Consider the following 20,286-nt stretch of genomic DNA (forward strand, 5'->3'; position numbering starts at 1 on the left):
TTCTGATATACTTGATCTTTTTTATTGTACTATACTCATATATCTGTGCGCGTTCCTCTGACGTCTGATCTTTTACCGGCCTCCTACCGCCGCGCCCATTTTCCAAGCCCGAACAGACCGCGGCGGAAACGGGCTTTGTTGGCCTTTGCCTTCTCCAGACCGAAGTCTATAGCCCGGTCGAAATAATCTATCGCAAGCTTTATATTCTCATCCGTGCCGCGCCCGAAGCCATAAGCCACGCCCAGCGCGTTGAGCACCATAGCGTCAAGCGGCTCCCAGACATCAGCAAGATATCTCTCGGCCTCAGCCAGATAGCGATAGGCCTGACAATCGTCCTGCGAGGTTCCGAGACCATCCTGAAGCAGTATGCCGAGCTCTGCCGCAGCCTGCCATGAAGTCCGCTCGTCACAGTCGGCGTTTTCATGCGCCATTGACAGCCAGCGGTAGGCCTGCGAATAATCACACGGCAGGCTCCCGCGCCCCTCGAAATAAAAATTACCTATCTGGAACTGGGCCATCGGATGGCCGTCGCGGGCGGCTATGAGATAATATTCGAAAGCCTTGTCAGTATCCTCGTCCACACCATATCCGCGTCCGTAGCAAGTGCCCACATTGTAGGCCGACTTCTGATCGCCGAGTTCCACCGCCTTGCGGTAATATTCGAAAGCATGCGGAGCATCGTCATACTCGTCTTCAAGCCACTTGCCGTAGTCGTTACACACCAGCGCATCGCCCGTCTCGGCAAGCATCTCCATGTGCTCCTCGAAGACTTCTGTCTCCATTCCGGCAAGCCCAGACTCATAGATGGTACGGTAATTTCCGAACCCCGACCCCAAACCGGCTTCGAACGACTGCTGATAGTAATCGGCCGCTATCGGATAGGCATAGCGCTTATACTCCTCCGCCGAAGCAAATTTTTCGGCCTCTTCGGGGCAGATAAGCATATAATCGCCCCAGAACATCACATTGCCTATCATATAGAGACAGAACGCATCGCCGGCCTCGGCCTGTGAAAGTATCTCCTCATAGGCCTCAAAGAGCGAACCGAAAGGCATCTCCCCGGCCACATCCTGAGAAAGTTTGCCATTGCGCAGCGCACACAGCACCGCAGAGGCGCTGCCGAGCCTGACAGCCTTTTTCAGCAGATCAGAAGCCAGATCCTCGTCAACCGGGAAACCCGCTCCGCTCCACACATAGCTCTCGCCCAAATGGCAGCGTGCAAAGTAGCACATAGCGTCAGCATCTCCGGCCTCGGATGCCTTGCGCAGCATCTCGAAACCCTCGCGCATCTGCCGCGGGCTATGGCTGAGCCAGATCTTCTGGATAGCCCTCGCTACTTCGGTTGAATATCGTCCGTTCATTGGAGTATATGATTGTCAGTCTATAATATTTGCACTTCAGTAAAGGTATTCTATAATGAATGTAGTCGCTTTTGAAAAGCTGCATCTCGACAAAATTACGAAATTCCCTCCGAAACCACAGCATCCACACCCCGATCATGCCTGATTGTAACCGAATTTTCACAGCTGTAACCACATTGAAACATCGCCACGCCTCGGAATATTTCTTGCCATCCTGAACCGGAGATTCAGATAAGCCGCTTGGCAAGGGAGAAGAGACGCAGGCGTATGAGAGTTTTGACAAGCCATTCTCCTGCCGAAGAACTGCGGTGGGCCGCGAAACTCCTGCGCACCATCTCGCGCCGTAGAGCGCCACGCGCCTTGCCCGTGTCGGAACTACGCAGAAAGCGCAGTATCAGCGCCATATACTGCGGATAGACAAAGCGGTCCACATCGCGGCCAAGGGCCGCATCAAAGCGTGAGAGGAGATACCGGTGGAAACTTTCGTAATTGTCCACAGCCTCCATATCGGCCCGTGATGTCTCCGAGCCCTGACGATGGACATAATGATAGGCAGCCTTGTCAGCCATCCTCACCGACCGGCATCCTTCAAGATAGCGGAAATTGAAGCTGACATCCTCCAGCAGCCTGATCTCAGGGAAACGCAGTCGCGCCTCTCTGATAAGCTTCATGGAATATAGTTTACCGACCGGGGGATTGAATGCGCCGCCGGCAAGAGCCTGAAGAAACTCTCGGTTGTCACTGAATGAAGTGAACTCCGTGTCACACAGCCGCTGAGTCTCCATCCGGCCGTCAGGATAGTGATGGACAAGCGCTGTCACTGCAAGATCTCCGCCGACCGCAAGCAGGCTGCCGAGATAATCGCGGTCAACATAATCGTCGGAATCCACAAAGCACACCAGTTCCGACTCCGGCGAGCAATGGTCAAGGCCGAAATTGCGGGCCGATGCCGGGCCGCCGTTCTCCTTGGCAAGAAGTCTGATTCGCCGGTCGAAAAAGCGGCGCAATGTGGAGACGGAACCGTCCTTGGAACCATCGTCAACCAGCAGCAGTTCGAAATTCTCATAGTCCTGCCTCAGCAGGCTGTCCACACAGCGTCCGAGCGTCGCCGCACAGTTATAGACCGGGACAATTACTGATATCAGAGGAGAGGCCGTCATAGAGATGCAGGTTTAGATGTTGTTTAAAAACAACATCTAAAGGTAAATCAGTTTATACAGACGCTCGTAGAGCCGCCACCAGTGGAAACGACCGCAAAAATCAAAGAAAAAAGGGACATACGGCCTATAGGACGAAGGCAGAAGCCGCTGCCGTATCTTATCATAGCAGCCATATCTGTCATCAGCCGAAAGTGACGGCTGCGCCGACAGCCGGTCAGCCGTGATCGCCGCCAGCAGGCCGTCAAGACAGTAGACCTCCATCTTTTTTCTCACTGACAGGTTCTCAAATCCTTTCGACATAATTATTTCCCAGAAACGCTCAAGACCTGCAAGACGGACTGAAGCCGGGGCCGACATGGCCAATGAGGAATTGTCGGCGCTGCGGACATAGAAATAACCGGGATTCAGGCTGACATGACAATTTCTGACATGACGGAGATAGGAAAAGCAAAAAATTCCATCCTCTCCGAAAGTGATGTCACTTTCAAAACGCAGACAGTCCGAGTCGAGACTTTCACGGCGAAAAAGTTTGCCCCACACAAAGCCTAAGGCATCGGCTCTGAAAGCCGCCATAAGAGCCGGTAGGGCGCAATTGCCATTCCGGTCGGTCAGAAGTTCTCCGGCCAGCACATTGACAGCCCTCGGACTTTCACCCGGATTTACCACGGAATAGGCCGAAATGGCAAAGTCAGTGTCTTCACACCCGCTGATCAGTCTCTCCAGATAGTCAGGTGCCACATAATCATCGGAATCCACAAAGGTAAGCCACGTGCCGCGGGCGGTATCTATCCCGCAGTTGCGGGCAGCGGAAACTCCGCCATGTCCCGGAGTAAGCAGCCTGACCCTATTGTCATCGGCAGCATAGGCACTGACAATCCCGGCCGATCGGTCAGAACTGCCGTCATCCACGGCTATCAGCTCGAAATCGCCGAAGCTCTGGGCGAGCAGACTGTCAATGCAGCGCCGCAGAGAGGCTTCTGCATTATATACAGGTATAATTATGGATATTGCAGGTGATTGTGGCATCAGAAATCAGGTAAGAGAGATGTTCAGAGCCTGTCAAGATAGATGACGGCTTCAGGACCAAGATTGAAAATCAGATCGAGCACCGAAAGTCCGGAGATAAAACCCAGCTTGTCGGCACGGATCTGCCAGTACTGCGGCAGCACGATCTCACGGTCGGCGGGACCGGCCTCACAGACTGTCAGCGGAGCAGATTCCGCATCTGTGGCGGCAGGAAGTTCAAGAGTTTTTCTTATCCATGAATCCCAGGCGCCGGCAAGATCCCTGAGCAGGGGATAGCGCCCGCAGACTCCGTCGGTAAGCATAGGGAGCAGACGGTCTATATAGAATTCAAAATACGGAGTGCGCCCATAGGCGCTTTCTAGCGCCACACGGTGCACGTCCCACCACTGGCCATGATCCGAAATGCGGATCTCATCCCAGCGGCAATGCGAAGACTGAGGCTTGGCTATCGGAACCGTCAGTTCCAGACGTCCGCGGGTATCGGCTATGGCAAAACGGTGACTGTCCTTGAACCGCTTGTCGAATCGGCGGCTCCAGTCAAAACGCGCCTCCCCGCCCAACGCCGCGATGCGGGCATAGACCTCCGCCGGAGCACACAGCATCGGCGGAAGCAACAGCACGGTGACAGCTCTTCCGGCCTCACTCATATTTCGGTTTGTCAGGGTTGGCGTTCATGAAAATGCGGTCCCAACGGATGCCGCCGTTGAAGAGCGAGCGGTCTTTGTCAAAGGAGATCAGCACTCGCTCCGGCCGGCCTACTATATGGTCCTCAGGCACCAGCCCCCAGAAACGCGAGTCGAGCGAATTGTCGCGGTTATCGCCCATCATGAAATAATAGTCCATCTTGAACGTATAGCTGTCTTGCGGCTCACCGCCTATATAGAGCTTGCCGTCACGGAACTCGGCATCAGAATTGCCCTCATAGACACGGATCACACGCCCGTAGATGTCCCAGGCCCGCGGACCCATCTTGAGAGCAGCACCCTTGCGCGGAATCCAGATCTCGCCATAGTCGGCCGGAGTCCAGCCCTGGCTCACAGCCTCAGGGAAAAGAGGTTCGGGGGAGAATGAAGGCACCTTCATCACCTTGGCCACAGCCGGATCTAATTCAAGAGTCTTGACCATAGCGGGTGTCAGAGGAGAGATGTAGACCGGAGGCACAGTGCCGTCAGGGTTGACAGTGAATCCAAGTATCTGAAGACCTGAGATATCGTCAGGAGTAATATTGACCGAGTGACGGTCATCGGAGGCAATGCCGAGTTCATCCCACTTCGCCTCTGTCATAGCACCCTGGCGGAGCTGGAAGTAATGGTTGAACTGAACGTTTTCAGGCTGCTCGACAGGCTCTCCGTTGATATGGATCACGCCGTCTACAATCTTAAGCCACTCACCGGGCAGGCCTACAGCGCGCTTCACATAATTCTCACGGCGGTCAACCGGACGATAGACAACCTCGCCGAAAGTCTGTGGATTACGGAGAATGTTCTCACGTCCGTAAGCCCGCACCAGCGAATAATAGTCGGGATTGGTGACTTTAGTGGCCACTGTGTCACCGGCAGGGAAGTTGAACACCACAATGTCGCCCCGCTCCACCTGTCCGAGCCCTTTGAGGCGGTGGTAGGTCCACTGCGGAGTCTCCAGATAAGACTTGGTGTTGATGATCGGAAACGTGTTCTGCACCAGCGGGAAGTGGACCGGAGTCATCGGCACCCTTGGTCCGTAGGCCATCTTGTTGACCCACAGATAATCGCCTACAAGCAACGATTTTTCAAGCGATGACGAGGGTATCTGATAATTCTGCCCTATGAAGGTGAATACAAAGTAGACAAGAATAAGTGCGTAGACAATGGCATCCACCCAACTCATCACAGCCCTCACGGCAGCGCTTTTCGATTTCTTCCACCAGGTCAGAGGTATATATCCTGTTATGTAGATGTCAAAAAGAAGAAACCAGAACAGAGCCACCCACCAGTTGCCGAGCCATGCCACCCAAAGGAAAAAGATCAGCGAGACGATGGCAAAGCGCACCCAGCGTGAAGTGCGGTTGTCGGCCACACGGCGCCGGAAATCCTCAGCGAAACTTCCGCTTCCGGCAGTCTTGTCGTTATTTGTTGTCATATATTCAGTTTTAAGGAGAGATTCTTATTAAAGGAGATCCTGCATCATTTCATCAATCGAGAAAATGCCCTTCTTTCCCGCAATCCATTCGGCGGCCATCACGGCTCCAAGGGCGAATCCGTCGCGGCTCTTGGCGCGGTGCGTGATCTCGATAGTGTCAACCGGCGAGTCCCACTCGATGATGTGGGTGCCGGGCACCTCGCCTTCACGCAGACTCAGCACCGGAAGAGCACCATCTGCTATCATGGGCTTCGGTTCAAGACCGGCGGCGATCTGCGCCGGAGTCAGAGAAGCGTTCGAGCTGTCTACGCTGACCATTCCCTCGTCGGCCCAGGAACTGACGCGGTCATTCTCGGCTATGATACCCTCGGCGAGAGTGATGGCCGTGCCTGACGGATGGTCGAGTTTATGGACATGATGAGTCTCATACATATGAGGCTTATATTGTGGAAGATGGCTCATCAGACGGGCCAATTTGCGGTTGACAATATTAAATACATTGACCCCGATGCTGAAATTGCTTGAAGCCAGGAGAGCGCCACCTACTTCGCTTACGCGCTTCTCAACCTCATCGCGGCGGGCGGCCCAGCCGGTTGATCCGCAGACCACCGGCACTCCGGCTGCGGCAGCGCGCATCACATTGTCAGGCGCGGTCGAAGGGGTTGTGAACTCGATGGCAGCCTCAGCCGAAGCAAAGGCCTCGCCGTCAATATCTGCATTATTATCAACGTCAATTATTGCGACAATCTCATGGCCGCGTTCACGGGCGATGCGCTCGATGGCGTGACCCATCTTCCCGTAACCTATAAGGGCTATTTTCATAAATCTGTAATTCTTCTGAAGCGTGGAATCAGTGGCCCGCTGCGGGCCATAGATGTTGCAAATTTACACAAATTCTCCAATTTCAGCAATTTTCTTTCCAGGTCGGCATACAAAAACCGCTCAGAGCCATCCACAGCGGAAAACCCAGACTCGGATGACCCCGTCGGCCAATCTCTTTAGGGGTCAAAAATAAAATATTTTCAGGGGTCAAACCGACCTTGGCTCAGGGCGTCATCCGAGTCTGGGTTTTTCAACATAGGCCGCGACCGCCACGGCAAGACCGCCACCGTGACCGTAGAAAAGATCCGCGATTTCCTCTTCGCCATACTCCACGGAAAGACAGAAGTCTGCACCATGTCAGGCTCATTCAACATCTCAGACATCACCGGCAGATAATCCCACCGCCACACACATATATATAAGACAGATAGACCAAAGAGAGACAGAAGCGCCCCACAAAGCATCTGTCTCTCTTGATTTTATACCTGTTCCCGCATCATTAGGGCTCTATCAATGTACCCATTCATCATAAGCACCCATGAGAAATTTTTTGCGCCACTTTTTCCACTCCCGTCTATATGTTTTCCATTCAGCCTCATCTTCCCACATCCATTTGGCATCTTTCACCCCAAGAAAACGCTCATTCATAAATATGGATGCAGGAACAAAACGAAAAAACCGATCCCCGCAAAATTTTTCTCTTATCTCATCTTGGAGGCAACAACTGTCAGGACTGATTTCCATTAGAAAGAGTCCGTCATCAATTATTTTATACTTCTTTTTTTCCATTGTCCAATAGTCATGCCACCACGAATTATCATCTTTAAAATAACGGTCAATTATTAATGTATCACCCTCTACTTTGTAGATTCCGCCCATTGAATAACCATAGTTTCCGTCCTTAAATAAAACACCTCCAGTTTCAATGACCGCATCCATAAACTCACCGGACAGCAACTCTTCAGATACGCCTCTCAACCAGAAATAAATATTCGAAACAGCTCCGTCATCCCAAAGTCTGAAACCGTCTCCCTCCAGATAATTTGCACAATCTACATCAAAAAGGAGATAATAGCCGGATGTTTTCAAAAGTCCTGTCTCATTTGGCTTAAATCCTGAACTGAATAAGGCTCCCTGTCGGCTCCTGTCAAATTTGATCTCAGGCCCTTTAACTATCACACAGGCCGAACAGATAAACAACAGTAATATATTGACGATTAATTTATAACGTTTCATAGCCATCCCTATTTATTTCTAATTTCTTCTGATTTTTTATATATCTTCCACTCCGATCCTGATTCCCACATCCACTTTTTATTCTTGATGCTTTGTTTCGATGGAAAAGACAAAGACGAGAACATCGCTATGCGCCGATAGAGCTTACGGACTTTACAAATACGGTTAATTTCATTTTCAGTCGGCAAAGTCTCCACTGTATTCTCATCAATAATGATATATTCTTCTTTGCTCAGTTCCCATATTTTATACATCGGATTGTAGTAAATGTCTGTAAGCAGCTTTTCTCCTTTCACAAAGTAAATACCCTCACTGCCGAATGTCAGAAAATGTGCATCAATCAATTTCTCCATATTTTCCGAAGTCGCATCTTTAAGACATAAAAAATCCAAACTCAAAAAAGCCGATTCAATACATCCATCCTCAAAGAGTATAAAACCTCCACCTTTCAAAAATTTTGAACAGGATTCATCATATAATAAATAAAGGCCGGTGTTAAGAGTCCCGTCCGGATCAGCAGCATAGTGCGTAGTGAATAATGCTCTCTGATCCGCCTTTTTAAACTCTTTGTGAGGAAACAACATCACACATCCGGGAACAGATATCCCAATCAAGATAAATATCAAAAATCTAATGCTTTTCATGTCTTACTTTATTTATTACCATAAGCTATAAGGAGAATCCAGAGTAAACATAGAGTGCTGAAATGTTAAGTTCCTACAAAACTAAGTCATTTTATTTTAATTTCAAAACAAACAGTCGCAAAATGTTTATAATCATAACATTTACAACTTAGACAAATAAAATATTTAATTAACCGTCTTCTGTCCTTAAGTCTATTAATAAAGGAGATAATTATTTCTTGGGAATGGTGGTGCGAAAAGTCATGATTTTTGCTTAATTTTGCCGTGAGGTTGAAGAGTCTGCCGAGTGAACTTACTCGGTTTACAGACGTTACTCTTCTGACGGACCACGCCAAAGGCTTGTCCGCTCCTCTTTGACAACAGAATCATCAATTTATGAAAAAGGCAATCTATATCGGAGAGCTGTCGCTCAACGTGGCTCTGAGCCCGGATGGCTCAGCTCAGACAGGAGTGGGCGACTGGGCCGTGAACGCGGCGATGCTTGACGGACGCATGGAGCTCCCGACTCTCTGCGTCGGAGAGGCCGCTGCCGGAACTGTCGGCGACCATATAGTCAGAACGCTTGAAGAAGCCCGTGTCGACGTGACATCCGTTGACCGCTTCACCGAAGGTGTAAGCCCGGTCAGAATATTCTCCGATGGTGCCGACAGCCGGAAAGTGGACCACAGCCGCTTCCCCGCAGAACCGGTCAATGCCGTCTGGCCGAGAATAGATGAAGGCGACATAGTGGTCTACGGATCATACATGGCCCTCGAAGACCGCAACCATGCCCGGCTGCTCGAACTCCTGCGCCATGCCAAGGCCCGCAAAGCCTTCCTTATATATCTGCCATATTTCGAAGCCCATCAGGTGCCGAGAATCACACGGGTGATGCCGTCGGTGTTCGACTGCCTTGAACTGGCCGACCTCATAGTGGCCCGCGATGCCGACATCCGCGCAATCTTCGAAGGCAAAGAAACCGAAGCCATCTTCAAGGACCACATACTTTTCTACTGCCCGCGTTTCCTCCACATGGACCCCGTGGCAAAGAAACTCCGCTTCTTTGACGGCAACCGCTCATGGAGCCTGCTCTGCCACCCGACTGACAACACAGAACTGCAGTGGACCGCAGGAGCTCTCGCAGGCACCGTCAGAGCGCTCACAGAAGGCATGCGCGATCCTGACGAGATAATGAACCTCGCCAACGAGACAGCCCACAGCGAACTCGCTTCAGAGATCAACCATCCATGCTCACGCTGACCGAAACCACTCAAAACATCATCAACCATCCCCACACCCACCAAAGAGCCGACAGATGAAAGCCATATCCTTAGAGCCGGTATTCGCACAGACTACCACCGATATAGCCTCTCTCAGAAATTTGCTGAGACGCAACCGCTCAATGTCGGAAGTCCGCCATGCGATCGGCGACGCAGACTTCAACACAGCCTATGACTTTCTGCGCTCCACAGCTATGGAGATGGTTGAGAAAGGGGAGATCGACCGTGCCATCCACGGAGTCTGCGAAATTGACGAGCTGATCAGCCGCAACGGTGAGGAAGAACGCAATCTGCTCAACATCCACGCCGCCCTGATGCAGATTCTCACCGCTCTCTATATCGAGAAAGCCGACAGCGAGGCCGCCATGACCACCGCCGCATCGGCCCTCTCGCTTCTGGCCCAGGAACCGAAGCGCAAAGACGAGCCATTTCTAGCCATACTCGGCGCGCTGCTCTATGACATAGCCTATCTCCACACCGAACGCAAGGAGTACAAGCAGGCCGAGCGCGAACTGGCCAAATCGCTCAAAATCTTCGAGCGCCTGGCCAAGAACGATCCGGCCCGTTATGCCTCGCCTCACGTAATGGCCCTCAACGCCGCTACAGCCACCTACCGCAACCGCGTCAGCCAGGCCGAACTCCTGGCCCACTACCAGGCCGTAACCTCTACCTATCTGCAAATGGTCAGTGCCGGAGTGGAAGTGGAGGAAGCCACAAGCCGCCTGATCGACTCGATAACAGCCGAGGGCGACACACTCGTGCAGATGGGACGCCACCGCGAAGCCGTGCAGTACTACACCCGCGCGCTGAAATATCTGACCAAGATCGAACCTCAGTTCACCCTGCGGCACCTGCGCCTGTCAATAGCCCTCGGTGAATCCATGCTCCGCATAAGCGCCATGAAGGACAAGGGCATCCACCTGCTCAACACCATGCTCCATAAAGCCACAAAGATCAACGCCACCGACGAGCACCGCCGCATTGTCGACAGACTCTACAATGCCAAAAGCTCATCGCTCGACATACTCGGCCTCTGGCACAAGGTTTTCCCGAAATAAAAAGCCCGGAGACTGAAATTAAAACCAATCAAAACAAGGAACTTCACAATGTCACAGCACACCCCTACCAGCTCACTCCCCCGAATCAAAGACTTCAGAATAGCGATAGCAGTAGCCGAATGGAACGGCCACATCACCGGAGCCCTCCGCGACGGCGCTCTTGACACTCTGCGCAGCTACGGAATGCCCGAAAAAGACGTGACAGTGGTCAGCGTACCCGGAGCCGTAGAACTGACATTCGCAGCCTCTAAGCTCATCGAAACCGGATCATATGACGCCATCATAATCATTGGATGCGTGATAAAGGGCGACACTCCCCACTTCGACTACGTATGCCAGAGCGTGACCCAGGGCATGACCTCGCTCAACGCCGACTGTGACATCCCGGTGATTTTCGGAGTGCTCACCGTCAACGAAGAGCAGCAGGCTCTTGACCGCGCAGGCGGCTCGCTCGGCAACAAGGGTGCCGAAGCAGCCGAGACAGCAATCAAGATGGTAGCTCTCAACCGCCATATCGACGAGCTTTAAGCCCTCCGCCCTCCCGTTGGCTCAACGCCACCTCCTCATTCCTATATTCTCTCACCTCCCCGCCTCTCCACCGCAAACCCCTGAATGGAACGCCTGATGCAATACGTGTGGCAGCACCGTCTGTTGGAAACAACGGACATGGTCACTGTGGACGGGCGTAAAGTCACAGTCATAGACCCCGGTCGGCTCAACACCGATGCGGGGCCTGACTTTTTCAATGCCAAAATAAAACTTGGCGAAGCCATGTGGGCCGGTGACATCGAGATCCATGTCAGAGCAAGTGACTGGCACCGCCACCGCCACGACGGCGACCGCGCATATGACTCCGTGGTGCTCCATGTGGTCGACCGTGACGACACCGCCGTCAGACGCCACAACGGAGAGATAATTCCGCAGATGGTGATGAAATGCGAGCCGGAATTCCATATCCGCTATCATGAGCTGGTTGACCGCGCCGACATAGACCTGCCCTGTGCCGAGGAAATAAAGACCCTCGACTCGCTCCGCCTCACAGACTGGCTGACATCACTTGCCTATGAGCGCATATATTCCAAGGCCGCACACATTGAGGAACTCCTCGCCCGTTACACCGGTGACTGGGAACAGACCTGCTACGTGATCCTCGCCCGCGCCCTCGGATTCAGCACCAATTCCGAACCGATGGAGCGGCTGGCAATGTCACTGCCTCTGCATTTCCTGCGCAAGCACAGCGACTCGCAGCTGACTATGGAAGCCCTGTTTTTCGGCCAGGGAGGCTTCCTCGACAACGCTCCAAAAACCGATCCATATGTAGAAGAACTGATCAGGGAGCACAAATTCTTCGCCCATAAATTCTCTCTGCGCCCCCTTCAGCCTTTAGGCTGGAAAATGGCCCGTATGCGCCCCCACAATTTCCCCCACCGCCGCATAGCCCTTCTTGCGCAGCTCGTAGCCTCCGATTTCAGGCTCGTCAGAAAAATAACCAGTACCGAAAGTATCGACTCCCTGCGCGAACTCTTCCGCCAGCCGCTCACAGGCTACTGGGCCTGCCATTTCACTTTCGGGCCAGGCAGCGAACGCAACTTCGACACCCTCAGCCGGAACTCGGCCGACATTCTTATTATCAACGTGGCCATCCCGCTCCTGATGGCCTATGGCAACATGCACGGCGATGAAGAGATGACCCGTCGGGCAGTTGAATGGCTTCAGGAACTTCCGCCGGAAAGCAATTCGATTGTGACTCTTTTCTCAAACGCAGGCATCGGCTGCAAGGATGCCTTCACATCTCAGGCTCTCATCCAGCTGCGCCGCCGCTACTGCGAAGAGCGCAAATGTCTTTACTGCCGTCTCGGCCACAGTCTGCTTGCCAGACACGCCCGCCGCCGCTGAAAGACCTTCTCCGGCCCCGCGATTTGTTTCGCAGAAAATATCGCAAAGAAAAAGCCACGGAAACACCCCTAAAATCGACGCAAAGGCAGATAACGGAAGATTGCGTAGATCGCGGCCACAAGAGCGATAGAACCGCCCACAAAACCGATGTCGGCCATCATTCCGTGGTCACAGACAATGCCGCCTACAAAAGCGCCTCCGCCAATGCCGAGATTGAAGATTCCGGAGTAGAGACTCATGGCCACTGCCGAGTTGTGGGGCGCAAGCACTATGATCTCGTTCTGGAAAGCGATATTGTAGATCGTCATGGCAAGTCCCCACAGAATGCAGAGCAGCGCGAGCAGGCTCACCGACAGCGAGGCTACCGGGAGCAGAAGCAGAAGCATCACCGGAAGACCGATGCAGGCCATGCTGATGATCCGGCGCGGATAGCGGAAAAAATAACGGGTCATGACAGCGCTGCCGAGCAGACCGGCTATGCCGAAAAGAGCAAGTGTAAGAGTGATGGCCCTGGCTTGCATGTGGACAATACGGTCCATGAACGGCTCGACGTAGCTGTAGCCCGTGTAGTGTCCGGTCACAATCACGGCCGTGATGAAATAGACCATCAGCAGCGGGCGACTGGTGATCACATCGCGGAGCATGTCGCGCCGCGATTCGCCCTCTCCGCTGCGGGGCAGTGTGGGGAAGAAACGGAAAAGCCCTATAAGGATCAGTCCCGCCAGAAGACCGAGTGCGCCGAACGTGACACGCCATCCGGCAAGAAGACCGAGCATACGGCCGAGGGGCAGACCGGCTATAAGAGCGATGCCGCCGCCGGCTACAAGCGCACTCAAGGCTGTAGACCGCTTGCCGTCGGGGGTGACCGCAACTGCCATCGGCGGAGCTATGGACCAGAAAAGCGAATGGGCGCAGGCCACTCCGATACGCGATGCGAGGAGTGTCCAGTAACCCGTGGCGAGTACCGATCCGATGTGGCTGACAAAAAAGACTCCGACTATTATCAGCAGCAGTTTACGGAAATCCATGCGCGCACACCAGAGCATCAGCGGCAGAGAAAGCAGGGCTACAACCCAGGCATAGATAGAAATCAGCAGGCCGGCACGGGCTTCGCTGACTCCGAAGTCAGCGGCTATGTCGCTGAGAAGTCCGATAGGGGTTATCTCGGAGGTGTTGAATGTGAATCCCGCAACCGTGAGCAGGATCAAGGGCATCCATTTCATAAAACAATCTTTAAACTATTGAGAACCAATATAATGCACCATTTCACTGACATTTTGGCCTGCAAAATTAGCTAAAATCCCTTAGCTGACAAATTTTTATTGCTACTTTTGCAGACCCAACGCAGTTAACAGAAATCTGCATGACAGTAATTTATTTCACCGCCACCGGCAATTCGCTTGCCGTGGCCAGGCATATTGGCGGACGCTGCATAAGCGCCGTGACACTCCTGCGGCAAGCCGGCTCCGTCGAGCTCAGCGACCCTGAAGGGATAGGTCTTGTGATGCCTGTCTATTTCGGGCAGATACCCGCTGTGGTCACTCAGCTGATGCGCCGCCTCAGCCTACGGGCGCCATATCTCTTCGCCGTTCTGACCTACGGTGAGCTTGCCGGACGCGCGGCCACTCACATGTGCCGCTTAGGGAAGGAGACAGGCATCATATTCGACTACATCCGCACTATAAAGATGGTCGACAACAATTTCATAATCGTCAGTGTCAGCCGTCAGGTCAGAGACTGCGGACGCAAAAAAATCTCCGTCTGCATGGATGCGATAGCAGGGGAGATCAGGGAGCGGAAATGCTTTGTTGAGAAACCCGGAGTGGTTAGCAGGCTGATCGGAATTATTGAAGAACGGATGCCGCAGGGCCCGAAATTCGACAGCGGATTCAGCGTCGAGGCTGACAAGTGTAACGGCTGCGGAACCTGCGTCAAGGTTTGTCCGAATGCCAACGTGCAACTCGCCGGCGGCCATCCGCAATGGCAGGGCGACTGCCTGAAATGCACCGCCTGTTACCACAACTGTCCGCAGGGTGCCGTCAGATACCGCAATGAGCGCAGCCGCTACTGCTTCAGGAATCCGGCCGTCACGCTGCAGGATATAATCCATGCCAACAACCGGACCCGCTGAAACGGATCGGCACAGAACTTGTTAAATCACCCTCTGAAAAGAGGGATCAGTATCTAAAAAATTTAGTCTGCTCAGTATGGCTTATGCGGCCATGCAGATCAGACTAATTTTTTAGTTTCGGAATAATGACAATGAGGAGACGGTTCAAACGGAAGCAGCCAGGATTGCTACAGGAGCGCTACAGGATCGCTCCGGAATCACGACCAAGACCGCTATTTCAGACGGCTTAGAAATCCGGCCGGAATGCGGGAAAGAATATCGGAAAGCAGCCCTGCGGCACGGCGCAGATCGCCCTTGTCTTCCGACTTCTCGCAGATGCTTTTGACTTCGATCAGCGCCAGTGACAAAGCCCCGAATGTGGTCAGAAAAGGAAACTCAGGTATGGCCACAGAGCCGGAGTCACGGAGCAGGATAAAGGCGGCGATGGCCATGAAATCGACAAGCGAGAGAGCCATCAGAGCGAGATAGTAGCGCAGCAGTTTGTCGACGGAGCGGCGCAGCCCCCAGGAAGTACATTTCTCTCCTCTGGAGCGAGATTTCCGAAGGCCGCTGACAAGGTCGGCAATGACGGCGATGAAGACCCCAGAGTATTCCACACTCAGCAGAAGAAGGATCGGAAAGATACGTGTGAGATTCATGTCTGTTTCTTTGCAATTGGTTCTTGATAATGAAAATTTCATTGCAAAGATAAGGCCCCGCCACGGCCTTTAAGTGCGATGATGCGGGAAGGGCTGACAATAACTCACTCCTCGGCATGGAGGGCTCCGAAAACAATCGAAGCCTTGGCCGGACCGACCACTTCGGCAATGGCATCGAGGTCGGCTTCGCGCAGACGTCTGACGCTCTTGAAATGGGTCAGCAGTGCCGTGCGGGTTTTCTCTCCGACTCCCTTTATTCCGTCAAGTTCCGAGACAGCCTGCGACTTGCTGCGGCGGTCGCGGTGGTGGGTTATTCCGAAGCGGTGGGCCTCGTCGCGCAGGTGCTGTACCACCCGCAGAGTCTCGCTGTTTTTGTCGATATAGAGCGGAATGCTGTCACCCGGAAAATAGATTTCCTCAAGGCGCTTCGCAATGCCGACCACAGCTATTTTGCCCCTCAGCCCCATCTCGTCAAGAGCCTCCACAGCTGCCGACAGCTGACCTTTGCCACCGTCAACCACGATGAGCTGCGGCAACTCCCGTCCCTCGTTGACAAGGCGTGTGTAGCGCCTGGTCAGCACCTCTTTCATGGAGGCGAAATCGTCAGGTCCGACCACCGTCTTTATGTTGAAATGACGATAGTCCTTTTTGCTCGGACGCGCATCTTTGAAGACCACACATGAGGCCACGGGATTCGTGCCCTGGATGTTCGAATTGTCAAAACACTCTATGTGGCGCGGCAGTTCCGAGAGATGAAAATCAGACTGCATCCGCTTCAGAATCCTGTCGGCTCTCGTCTCCGGATTCCGTTTCTCCATTGTCTTGATCTTGTCCACCCGATGCTGGCGCGCGTTCTTCTGCGAGACCTCCAGCAGTTTGGCTTTGTCGCCGCGCTGAGGCATTATGAAGCGTACATCGGGCATCTCCACATCCGGCATTTCCGCCACTATCACATCGTCGAATTTCACTCCGAGACTCTCTGAAATTTCAGACATGGCATAGCCCAGAAGCTGCGCTTTCGACTCGTCAAGACGGCGCTTGAATTCGAGCGTGACCGACTTGACAACGGCACCGTGGCGCACGTGCATATAGTTAATGTAGACATCGCTGTCTTCATCGTCTATACCAAACACGTCAATGTCCTCGATGGTCTGCGAGACTATGACACTCTTGGCCTGATAGCGTCTGATCAGATCATACTGTTCCTTGAGTTCCTGAGCTTCTTCAAAACGCATTTCAAGCGAGAGTTTCTCCATTTCTCCCCGCAGATACGTCAGGAGTTCCCCGATGTCGCCACGCAGAATAGTGCGCACCTTTTCAATATCACGGCCATATTCCTCGGCCGACACAAGCCCCGTGCAGCACCCCTTGCAACGCTTGAGATGATAGTCGAGACAGAGACGGCCCTTGCCGGCCCGAACCCAGTCGAGAGTCATCGGCTGACGGCACGAACGGATGGAATAGAGCTTTCTGAGAAGATCAAGAGTGGCGCGCGCGCTGCCCGTGTCGGTATATGGGCCGTAGTATTTCGACCCGTCCTTTATGCGCTGGCGCGTCATGAAAACCCTCGGATAAGGCTCGTTTGTCACCACTATCCAGGGATAGGATTTGTCATCCTTCAGCAACACATTGTAGCGCGGCTGATACTCCTTGATCATCGAGGCTTCAAGGTTGAGCGCATCCTGCTCCGTAGGCACAACTATATAGCTCATGTCAGTGATGGCGCGCACCAGCAGATTGGTGCGGAGACTGTCATGCGTACGGTTGAAGTAAGAGCTTACACGCCGTTTGAGGTTTTTAGCCTTACCTACATAAATCACCGTACCCTCGGCGTCATAATACATATAGACGCCGGGGGTATCGGGAAGAATTGATATTTTTTCGGTCAGAGAGGCCGATTTCTTATGTTTGGCCAATGATATCGAAGGTATTTATCAAAGGTTGTTTAATATGTGATCAGCGAAGTCACTTCAGCATCGGCCGGAAGCACCGCACGTCCGTTGAGCGCCGAAAGCTCGATGATGAAGTTAATGTAAATCTTCTTAGGATTCATAGATTTTACAAGCTCGTAGGCGGCAGCCATTGTTCCGCCGGTGGCAAGCACATCGTCATGAAGCACCACGATGTCATCAGGAGTGATCGCATCGCGGTGGATCTCGATCACATCCTTTCCATACTCCTTGTCATATGAAGCCTGGATTGTATCGGCAGGAAGTTTGCCGGGCTTGCGGACGGGCACAAAGCCTGCTCCGAGTTCGAATGCGAGGATCGAACCGCCGATGAAGCCGCGTGACTCGATGCCTACAACTTTAGTAACACCTTTGTCGCGGTAAAGTTGGGAAAGGTCCCAGCCGATGATATGCAGACCGCGTGGATCTTTGAAAAGTGTGGTGAGATCCTTAAAAACTATACCCTTCTTAGGGAAGTCATAGACGTCGCGGATGCGCTGTTTCAGATATTCCATGATGTATTTGAATTTAGATTTATGATTCTTTTTAGTAAAATTGTTCCACGTGAAACAATGATTTTTCATCGTCCCATGAGCAACAGCAGTATGTTTATATCAGCCGGAGAGATGCCAGGAATGCGTGATGCCTGGGCTATGGTTTCGGGGTTGATGCGTTCGAGTTTCTGCCTGGCTTCAGTAGAGAGTGCGGTGAGCGACGCATAGTCGATCTTGCCGCGGATAGTCAGGTTCTCCAGCCGGCGGAGCTTGTCGGCTATCTGCTGCTCGCGCTGTATGTAGCCCTGATATTTCATCAGAATTTCGGCTGCCTCTATGATCTCCTGACGTCGCGCTTCTTCTATATTTTCTTTTATGAATTCGGCAAACGGCCCGATGCCTTTGGCAAGAATTTCAACCGTCAGGCCGGGGCGCAGAATCAGGTCATGGAGTTTCACGCCCTGCTTCAACGGCTGCTCTCCGATGCTTTCAAGATAGGGATTGATCAGCGATGCTTTCACTGAAAATTCACGGCAGAATTCAATGAGCGAGTCGCGCTGACGGCGTTTGCTTTCCATTTCATTGAAGCGGTAGTCGGTGGCGAGTCCTATGGCATGACCGCGCGGTGTGAGACGCATGTCGGCATCGTCCTGACGCAGAAGTATGCGGTATTCAGCGCGCGAGGTAAACATGCGGTAAGGCTCATCGACGCCCTTGGTGACGAGATCATCGATCAGCACTCCTATATAAGCTTCATCGCGCGCGAGGGTAAACGGCTCGGCTCCTTTGACCTTGAGAGCGGCATTGATTCCCGCTATCAGCCCCTGTCCGGCGGCTTCCTCATAACCGGTGGTACCGTTGACCTGACCGGCGAAATAGAGGCCGCTGACGAGCTTCGTCTCAAGTGTGTGATAGAGCTGCGTAGGGTCAAAAAAGTCATATTCGATAGCATAGCCGGGGCGGAAAATATGCACGTTGCGCAGAGCCGGAACTGTTTCCAGCGCCCGGATCTGGACATCGATCGGCAGCGATGACGAGAAGCCGTTAAGGTAATATTCGTTGGTCACCTCGCCTTCAGGTTCAAGGAAAAGCTGATGTTCGTCTTTGTCGGCAAAGGTTACGATTTTGGTTTCTATACTGGGGCAGTAACGCGGTCCGATGCTCTGGATCTGTCCGTTGTAGAGGGGAGAGAACGGCAGTCCTTCCCGAAGAATTCTGTGGGTTTCGGTATTGGTGTAGACCGTGTGGCATGGACGCTGACGTAGCTTGCGGTGAATGTTCGGCAGATAGCTGAACTTGTGGAAATCATTGTCACCGTCCTGGAGATTGGTCTGACTCCAGTCAACCGACCGGCCGTCGATACGCACTGGAGTTCCGGTCTTCATGCGGTCAGTAGTGAAGCCCAGTTCGCGCAATTGCTCGGTAAGACCATGCGAAGCCGGCTCTGAAACACGTCCTCCCGGCAGTTTCACCGGCCCGGTGTGCATCAGTCCATTCAGGAATGTGCCTGCGGTCAGCACCACGCATCTGGCCTTGAAAGTCACGCCGAGGCAGGTTGTCACGCCCGTCACACGTCCGTCCTCAATCAGCAGGCCGTTGGCCGAATCCTGCCAGATAGAGAGATTCGAGGTATTTTCAAGGATATTTCTCCACAGGCGCGAAAATTCCATACGGTCGCTCTGTGAGCGCGGGCTCCATACGGCCGGACCTTTGGAGCGGTTGAGCATACGAAACTGTATGGCACTCTCGTCGGTGACAACACCCATCATGCCTCCGAGAGCGTCTATTTCCCTAACTATCTGCCCCTTGGCAATTCCACCTACAGCAGGATTGCAGCTCATCTGGGCAATTTTGTTCATGTCAATAGTCATCAGCAGAGTCGACACACCAAGACGCGCGGCCGCATGAGCAGCCTCGCATCCGGCATGACCGGCGCCGATGACAATGACGTCATAGTCGAAGTTCATTTATGATTTTATTTCGTCAAGCAATACAAGTGCTTGGTTTTCAAAATTTTCCATTATCTCACGCTCACCCGGTCCCTTGTCGTTGATGCCACAGAGATGCAAGACTCCGTGGATGATTACTCTCAGAAGCTCACGCTGATAAGTGGCTCCCACGAGTTCGGAGTTCGAAAGCACCGTATCAAGGGAAATAAACATGTCGCCTGACACCATTCGCCCGCGCGAATAGTCAAAGGTGATGATATCGGTAAAATAGTCGTGATTCAGAAACCGGCGGTTGACCTCTATGATCTTCTGGTCATCGCAGAATATATAGGTGAGAGGCCCGACGATACGGTTGTGTGTTTTGGCCACCGCCGCTATCCACTTTTCCAAAAGCGGGGCGTCGATGTCAGGCATAAGGGTCACGCCGTCGGTCAGCCACTCAATTTTGTTCATGTTACAAAGTTAAGTATTTTTTCTATCTCGGTCAAATTTTATTTGACTCAATCGTCGAAAAGCCAAAATCGGACTTAATTCACTAAATCAAA

At 52.8% G+C, this 20,286-nt stretch carries 19 protein-coding genes; 5 read left to right on the plus strand and 14 right to left on the minus strand.

Annotated features, from left to right (window positions below; translation table 11 throughout):
* Positions 1-83 precede the first annotated feature (83 nt).
* The 8 genes from E7745_RS03080 to E7745_RS03115 all read right to left on the minus strand — a co-directional run bounded on the left by E7745_RS03080 (position 84) and on the right by E7745_RS03115 (position 8,367).
* The gene (locus tag E7745_RS03080) at positions 84-1,361 is read right to left on the minus strand and encodes a tetratricopeptide repeat protein (protein WP_136408282.1); all 1,278 of its coding nucleotides are present in this window, start codon (positions 1,359-1,361) and stop codon (positions 84-86) included.
* 227 nt (positions 1,362-1,588) lie between these two features.
* Positions 1,589-2,521, minus strand: a complete 933-nt coding sequence (locus tag E7745_RS03085) for a glycosyltransferase family 2 protein (protein WP_136408283.1) — start codon at positions 2,519-2,521, stop codon at positions 1,589-1,591.
* Between the two features lie 36 nt (positions 2,522-2,557).
* Complete coding sequence (locus E7745_RS03090) at positions 2,558-3,547, minus strand: glycosyltransferase (protein ID WP_136408284.1); 990 nt, start codon at positions 3,545-3,547, stop codon at positions 2,558-2,560.
* A 23-nt stretch (positions 3,548-3,570) separates the two neighbouring features.
* Complete coding sequence (locus tag E7745_RS03095) at positions 3,571-4,194, minus strand: WbqC family protein (RefSeq protein WP_136408285.1); 624 nt, start codon at positions 4,192-4,194, stop codon at positions 3,571-3,573.
* Entirely contained in the window at positions 4,187-5,665 is a 1,479-nt protein-coding gene (gene lepB / locus E7745_RS03100; RefSeq protein ID WP_136408286.1) for a signal peptidase I, read from the minus strand. The genes E7745_RS03095 and lepB overlap by 8 nt, the downstream gene beginning before the upstream one ends.
* 27 nt (positions 5,666-5,692) lie before the next feature.
* On the minus strand, positions 5,693-6,487 hold the full coding sequence (locus tag E7745_RS03105; protein WP_136408287.1) for a 4-hydroxy-tetrahydrodipicolinate reductase: 795 nt from the start codon (positions 6,485-6,487) through the stop codon (positions 5,693-5,695).
* 510 nt (positions 6,488-6,997) lie between these two features.
* Positions 6,998-7,729, minus strand: a complete 732-nt coding sequence (locus E7745_RS03110; protein WP_107032041.1) for a hypothetical protein — start codon at positions 7,727-7,729, stop codon at positions 6,998-7,000.
* A 2-nt stretch (positions 7,730-7,731) separates the two neighbouring features.
* Positions 7,732-8,367 carry a hypothetical protein gene (locus E7745_RS03115; protein WP_124075735.1) on the minus strand — a complete coding sequence of 212 codons (636 nt, stop codon included), beginning with the start codon at positions 8,365-8,367 and terminating at the stop codon, positions 7,732-7,734.
* 375 nt (positions 8,368-8,742) lie between these two features.
* Between E7745_RS03115 and E7745_RS03120 the strand changes: the two genes are divergently transcribed.
* The 4 genes from E7745_RS03120 to E7745_RS03135 all read left to right on the plus strand — a co-directional run bounded on the left by E7745_RS03120 (position 8,743) and on the right by E7745_RS03135 (position 12,580).
* The gene (locus E7745_RS03120; RefSeq protein ID WP_136408288.1) at positions 8,743-9,606 is read left to right on the plus strand and encodes a hypothetical protein; all 864 of its coding nucleotides are present in this window, start codon (positions 8,743-8,745) and stop codon (positions 9,604-9,606) included.
* A 55-nt stretch (positions 9,607-9,661) separates the two neighbouring features.
* Entirely contained in the window at positions 9,662-10,684 is a 1,023-nt protein-coding gene (locus E7745_RS03125) for a hypothetical protein (protein ID WP_136408289.1), read from the plus strand.
* 48 nt (positions 10,685-10,732) lie between these two features.
* A complete protein-coding gene (gene ribH, locus E7745_RS03130; RefSeq protein ID WP_136408290.1) occupies positions 10,733-11,212 on the plus strand; it encodes a 6,7-dimethyl-8-ribityllumazine synthase in 480 nt (159 codons plus the stop codon).
* A gap of 84 nt (positions 11,213-11,296) precedes the next feature.
* Entirely contained in the window at positions 11,297-12,580 is a 1,284-nt protein-coding gene (locus tag E7745_RS03135) for a DUF2851 family protein (RefSeq protein WP_107032036.1), read from the plus strand.
* A gap of 68 nt (positions 12,581-12,648) precedes the next feature.
* Here the strand turns inward: E7745_RS03135 and E7745_RS03140 are convergent, their stop codons facing one another.
* Positions 12,649-13,794 carry an MFS transporter gene (locus E7745_RS03140; protein ID WP_168181971.1) on the minus strand — a complete coding sequence of 382 codons (1,146 nt, stop codon included), beginning with the start codon at positions 13,792-13,794 and terminating at the stop codon, positions 12,649-12,651.
* 149 nt (positions 13,795-13,943) lie between these two features.
* Here E7745_RS03140 and E7745_RS03145 point away from each other — a divergent pair, with 149 nt between their 5' ends.
* A complete protein-coding gene (locus E7745_RS03145; RefSeq protein ID WP_123398739.1) occupies positions 13,944-14,711 on the plus strand; it encodes an EFR1 family ferrodoxin in 768 nt (255 codons plus the stop codon).
* Positions 14,712-14,923: 212 nt separating this feature from the next.
* Here E7745_RS03145 and E7745_RS03150 read toward each other — a convergent pair whose 3' ends face one another.
* From E7745_RS03150 to ybeY, 5 genes are all read right to left on the minus strand, one after another.
* Positions 14,924-15,349, minus strand: coding sequence for a hypothetical protein (locus tag E7745_RS03150; protein ID WP_107032033.1), 426 nt, complete (start codon positions 15,347-15,349; stop codon positions 14,924-14,926).
* Between the two features lie 104 nt (positions 15,350-15,453).
* Positions 15,454-17,265: an excinuclease ABC subunit UvrC gene (gene uvrC / locus E7745_RS03155; protein ID WP_124075736.1), complete on the minus strand. Its 1,812-nt coding sequence runs from the start codon at positions 17,263-17,265 to the stop codon at positions 15,454-15,456.
* Between the two features lie 29 nt (positions 17,266-17,294).
* A complete protein-coding gene (locus E7745_RS03160; RefSeq protein WP_107032031.1) occupies positions 17,295-17,813 on the minus strand; it encodes an adenine phosphoribosyltransferase in 519 nt (172 codons plus the stop codon).
* A gap of 65 nt (positions 17,814-17,878) precedes the next feature.
* Positions 17,879-19,759, minus strand: coding sequence for a tRNA uridine-5-carboxymethylaminomethyl(34) synthesis enzyme MnmG (gene mnmG, locus E7745_RS03165; protein ID WP_136408291.1), 1,881 nt, complete (start codon positions 19,757-19,759; stop codon positions 17,879-17,881).
* The gene (gene ybeY, locus E7745_RS03170; RefSeq protein ID WP_136408292.1) at positions 19,760-20,194 is read right to left on the minus strand and encodes an rRNA maturation RNase YbeY; all 435 of its coding nucleotides are present in this window, start codon (positions 20,192-20,194) and stop codon (positions 19,760-19,762) included.
* Positions 20,195-20,286 lie beyond the last annotated feature (92 nt).

This window comes from Duncaniella sp. C9 (assembly GCF_004803935.1).
Classification (GTDB): domain Bacteria; phylum Bacteroidota; class Bacteroidia; order Bacteroidales; family Muribaculaceae; genus Duncaniella; species Duncaniella muris.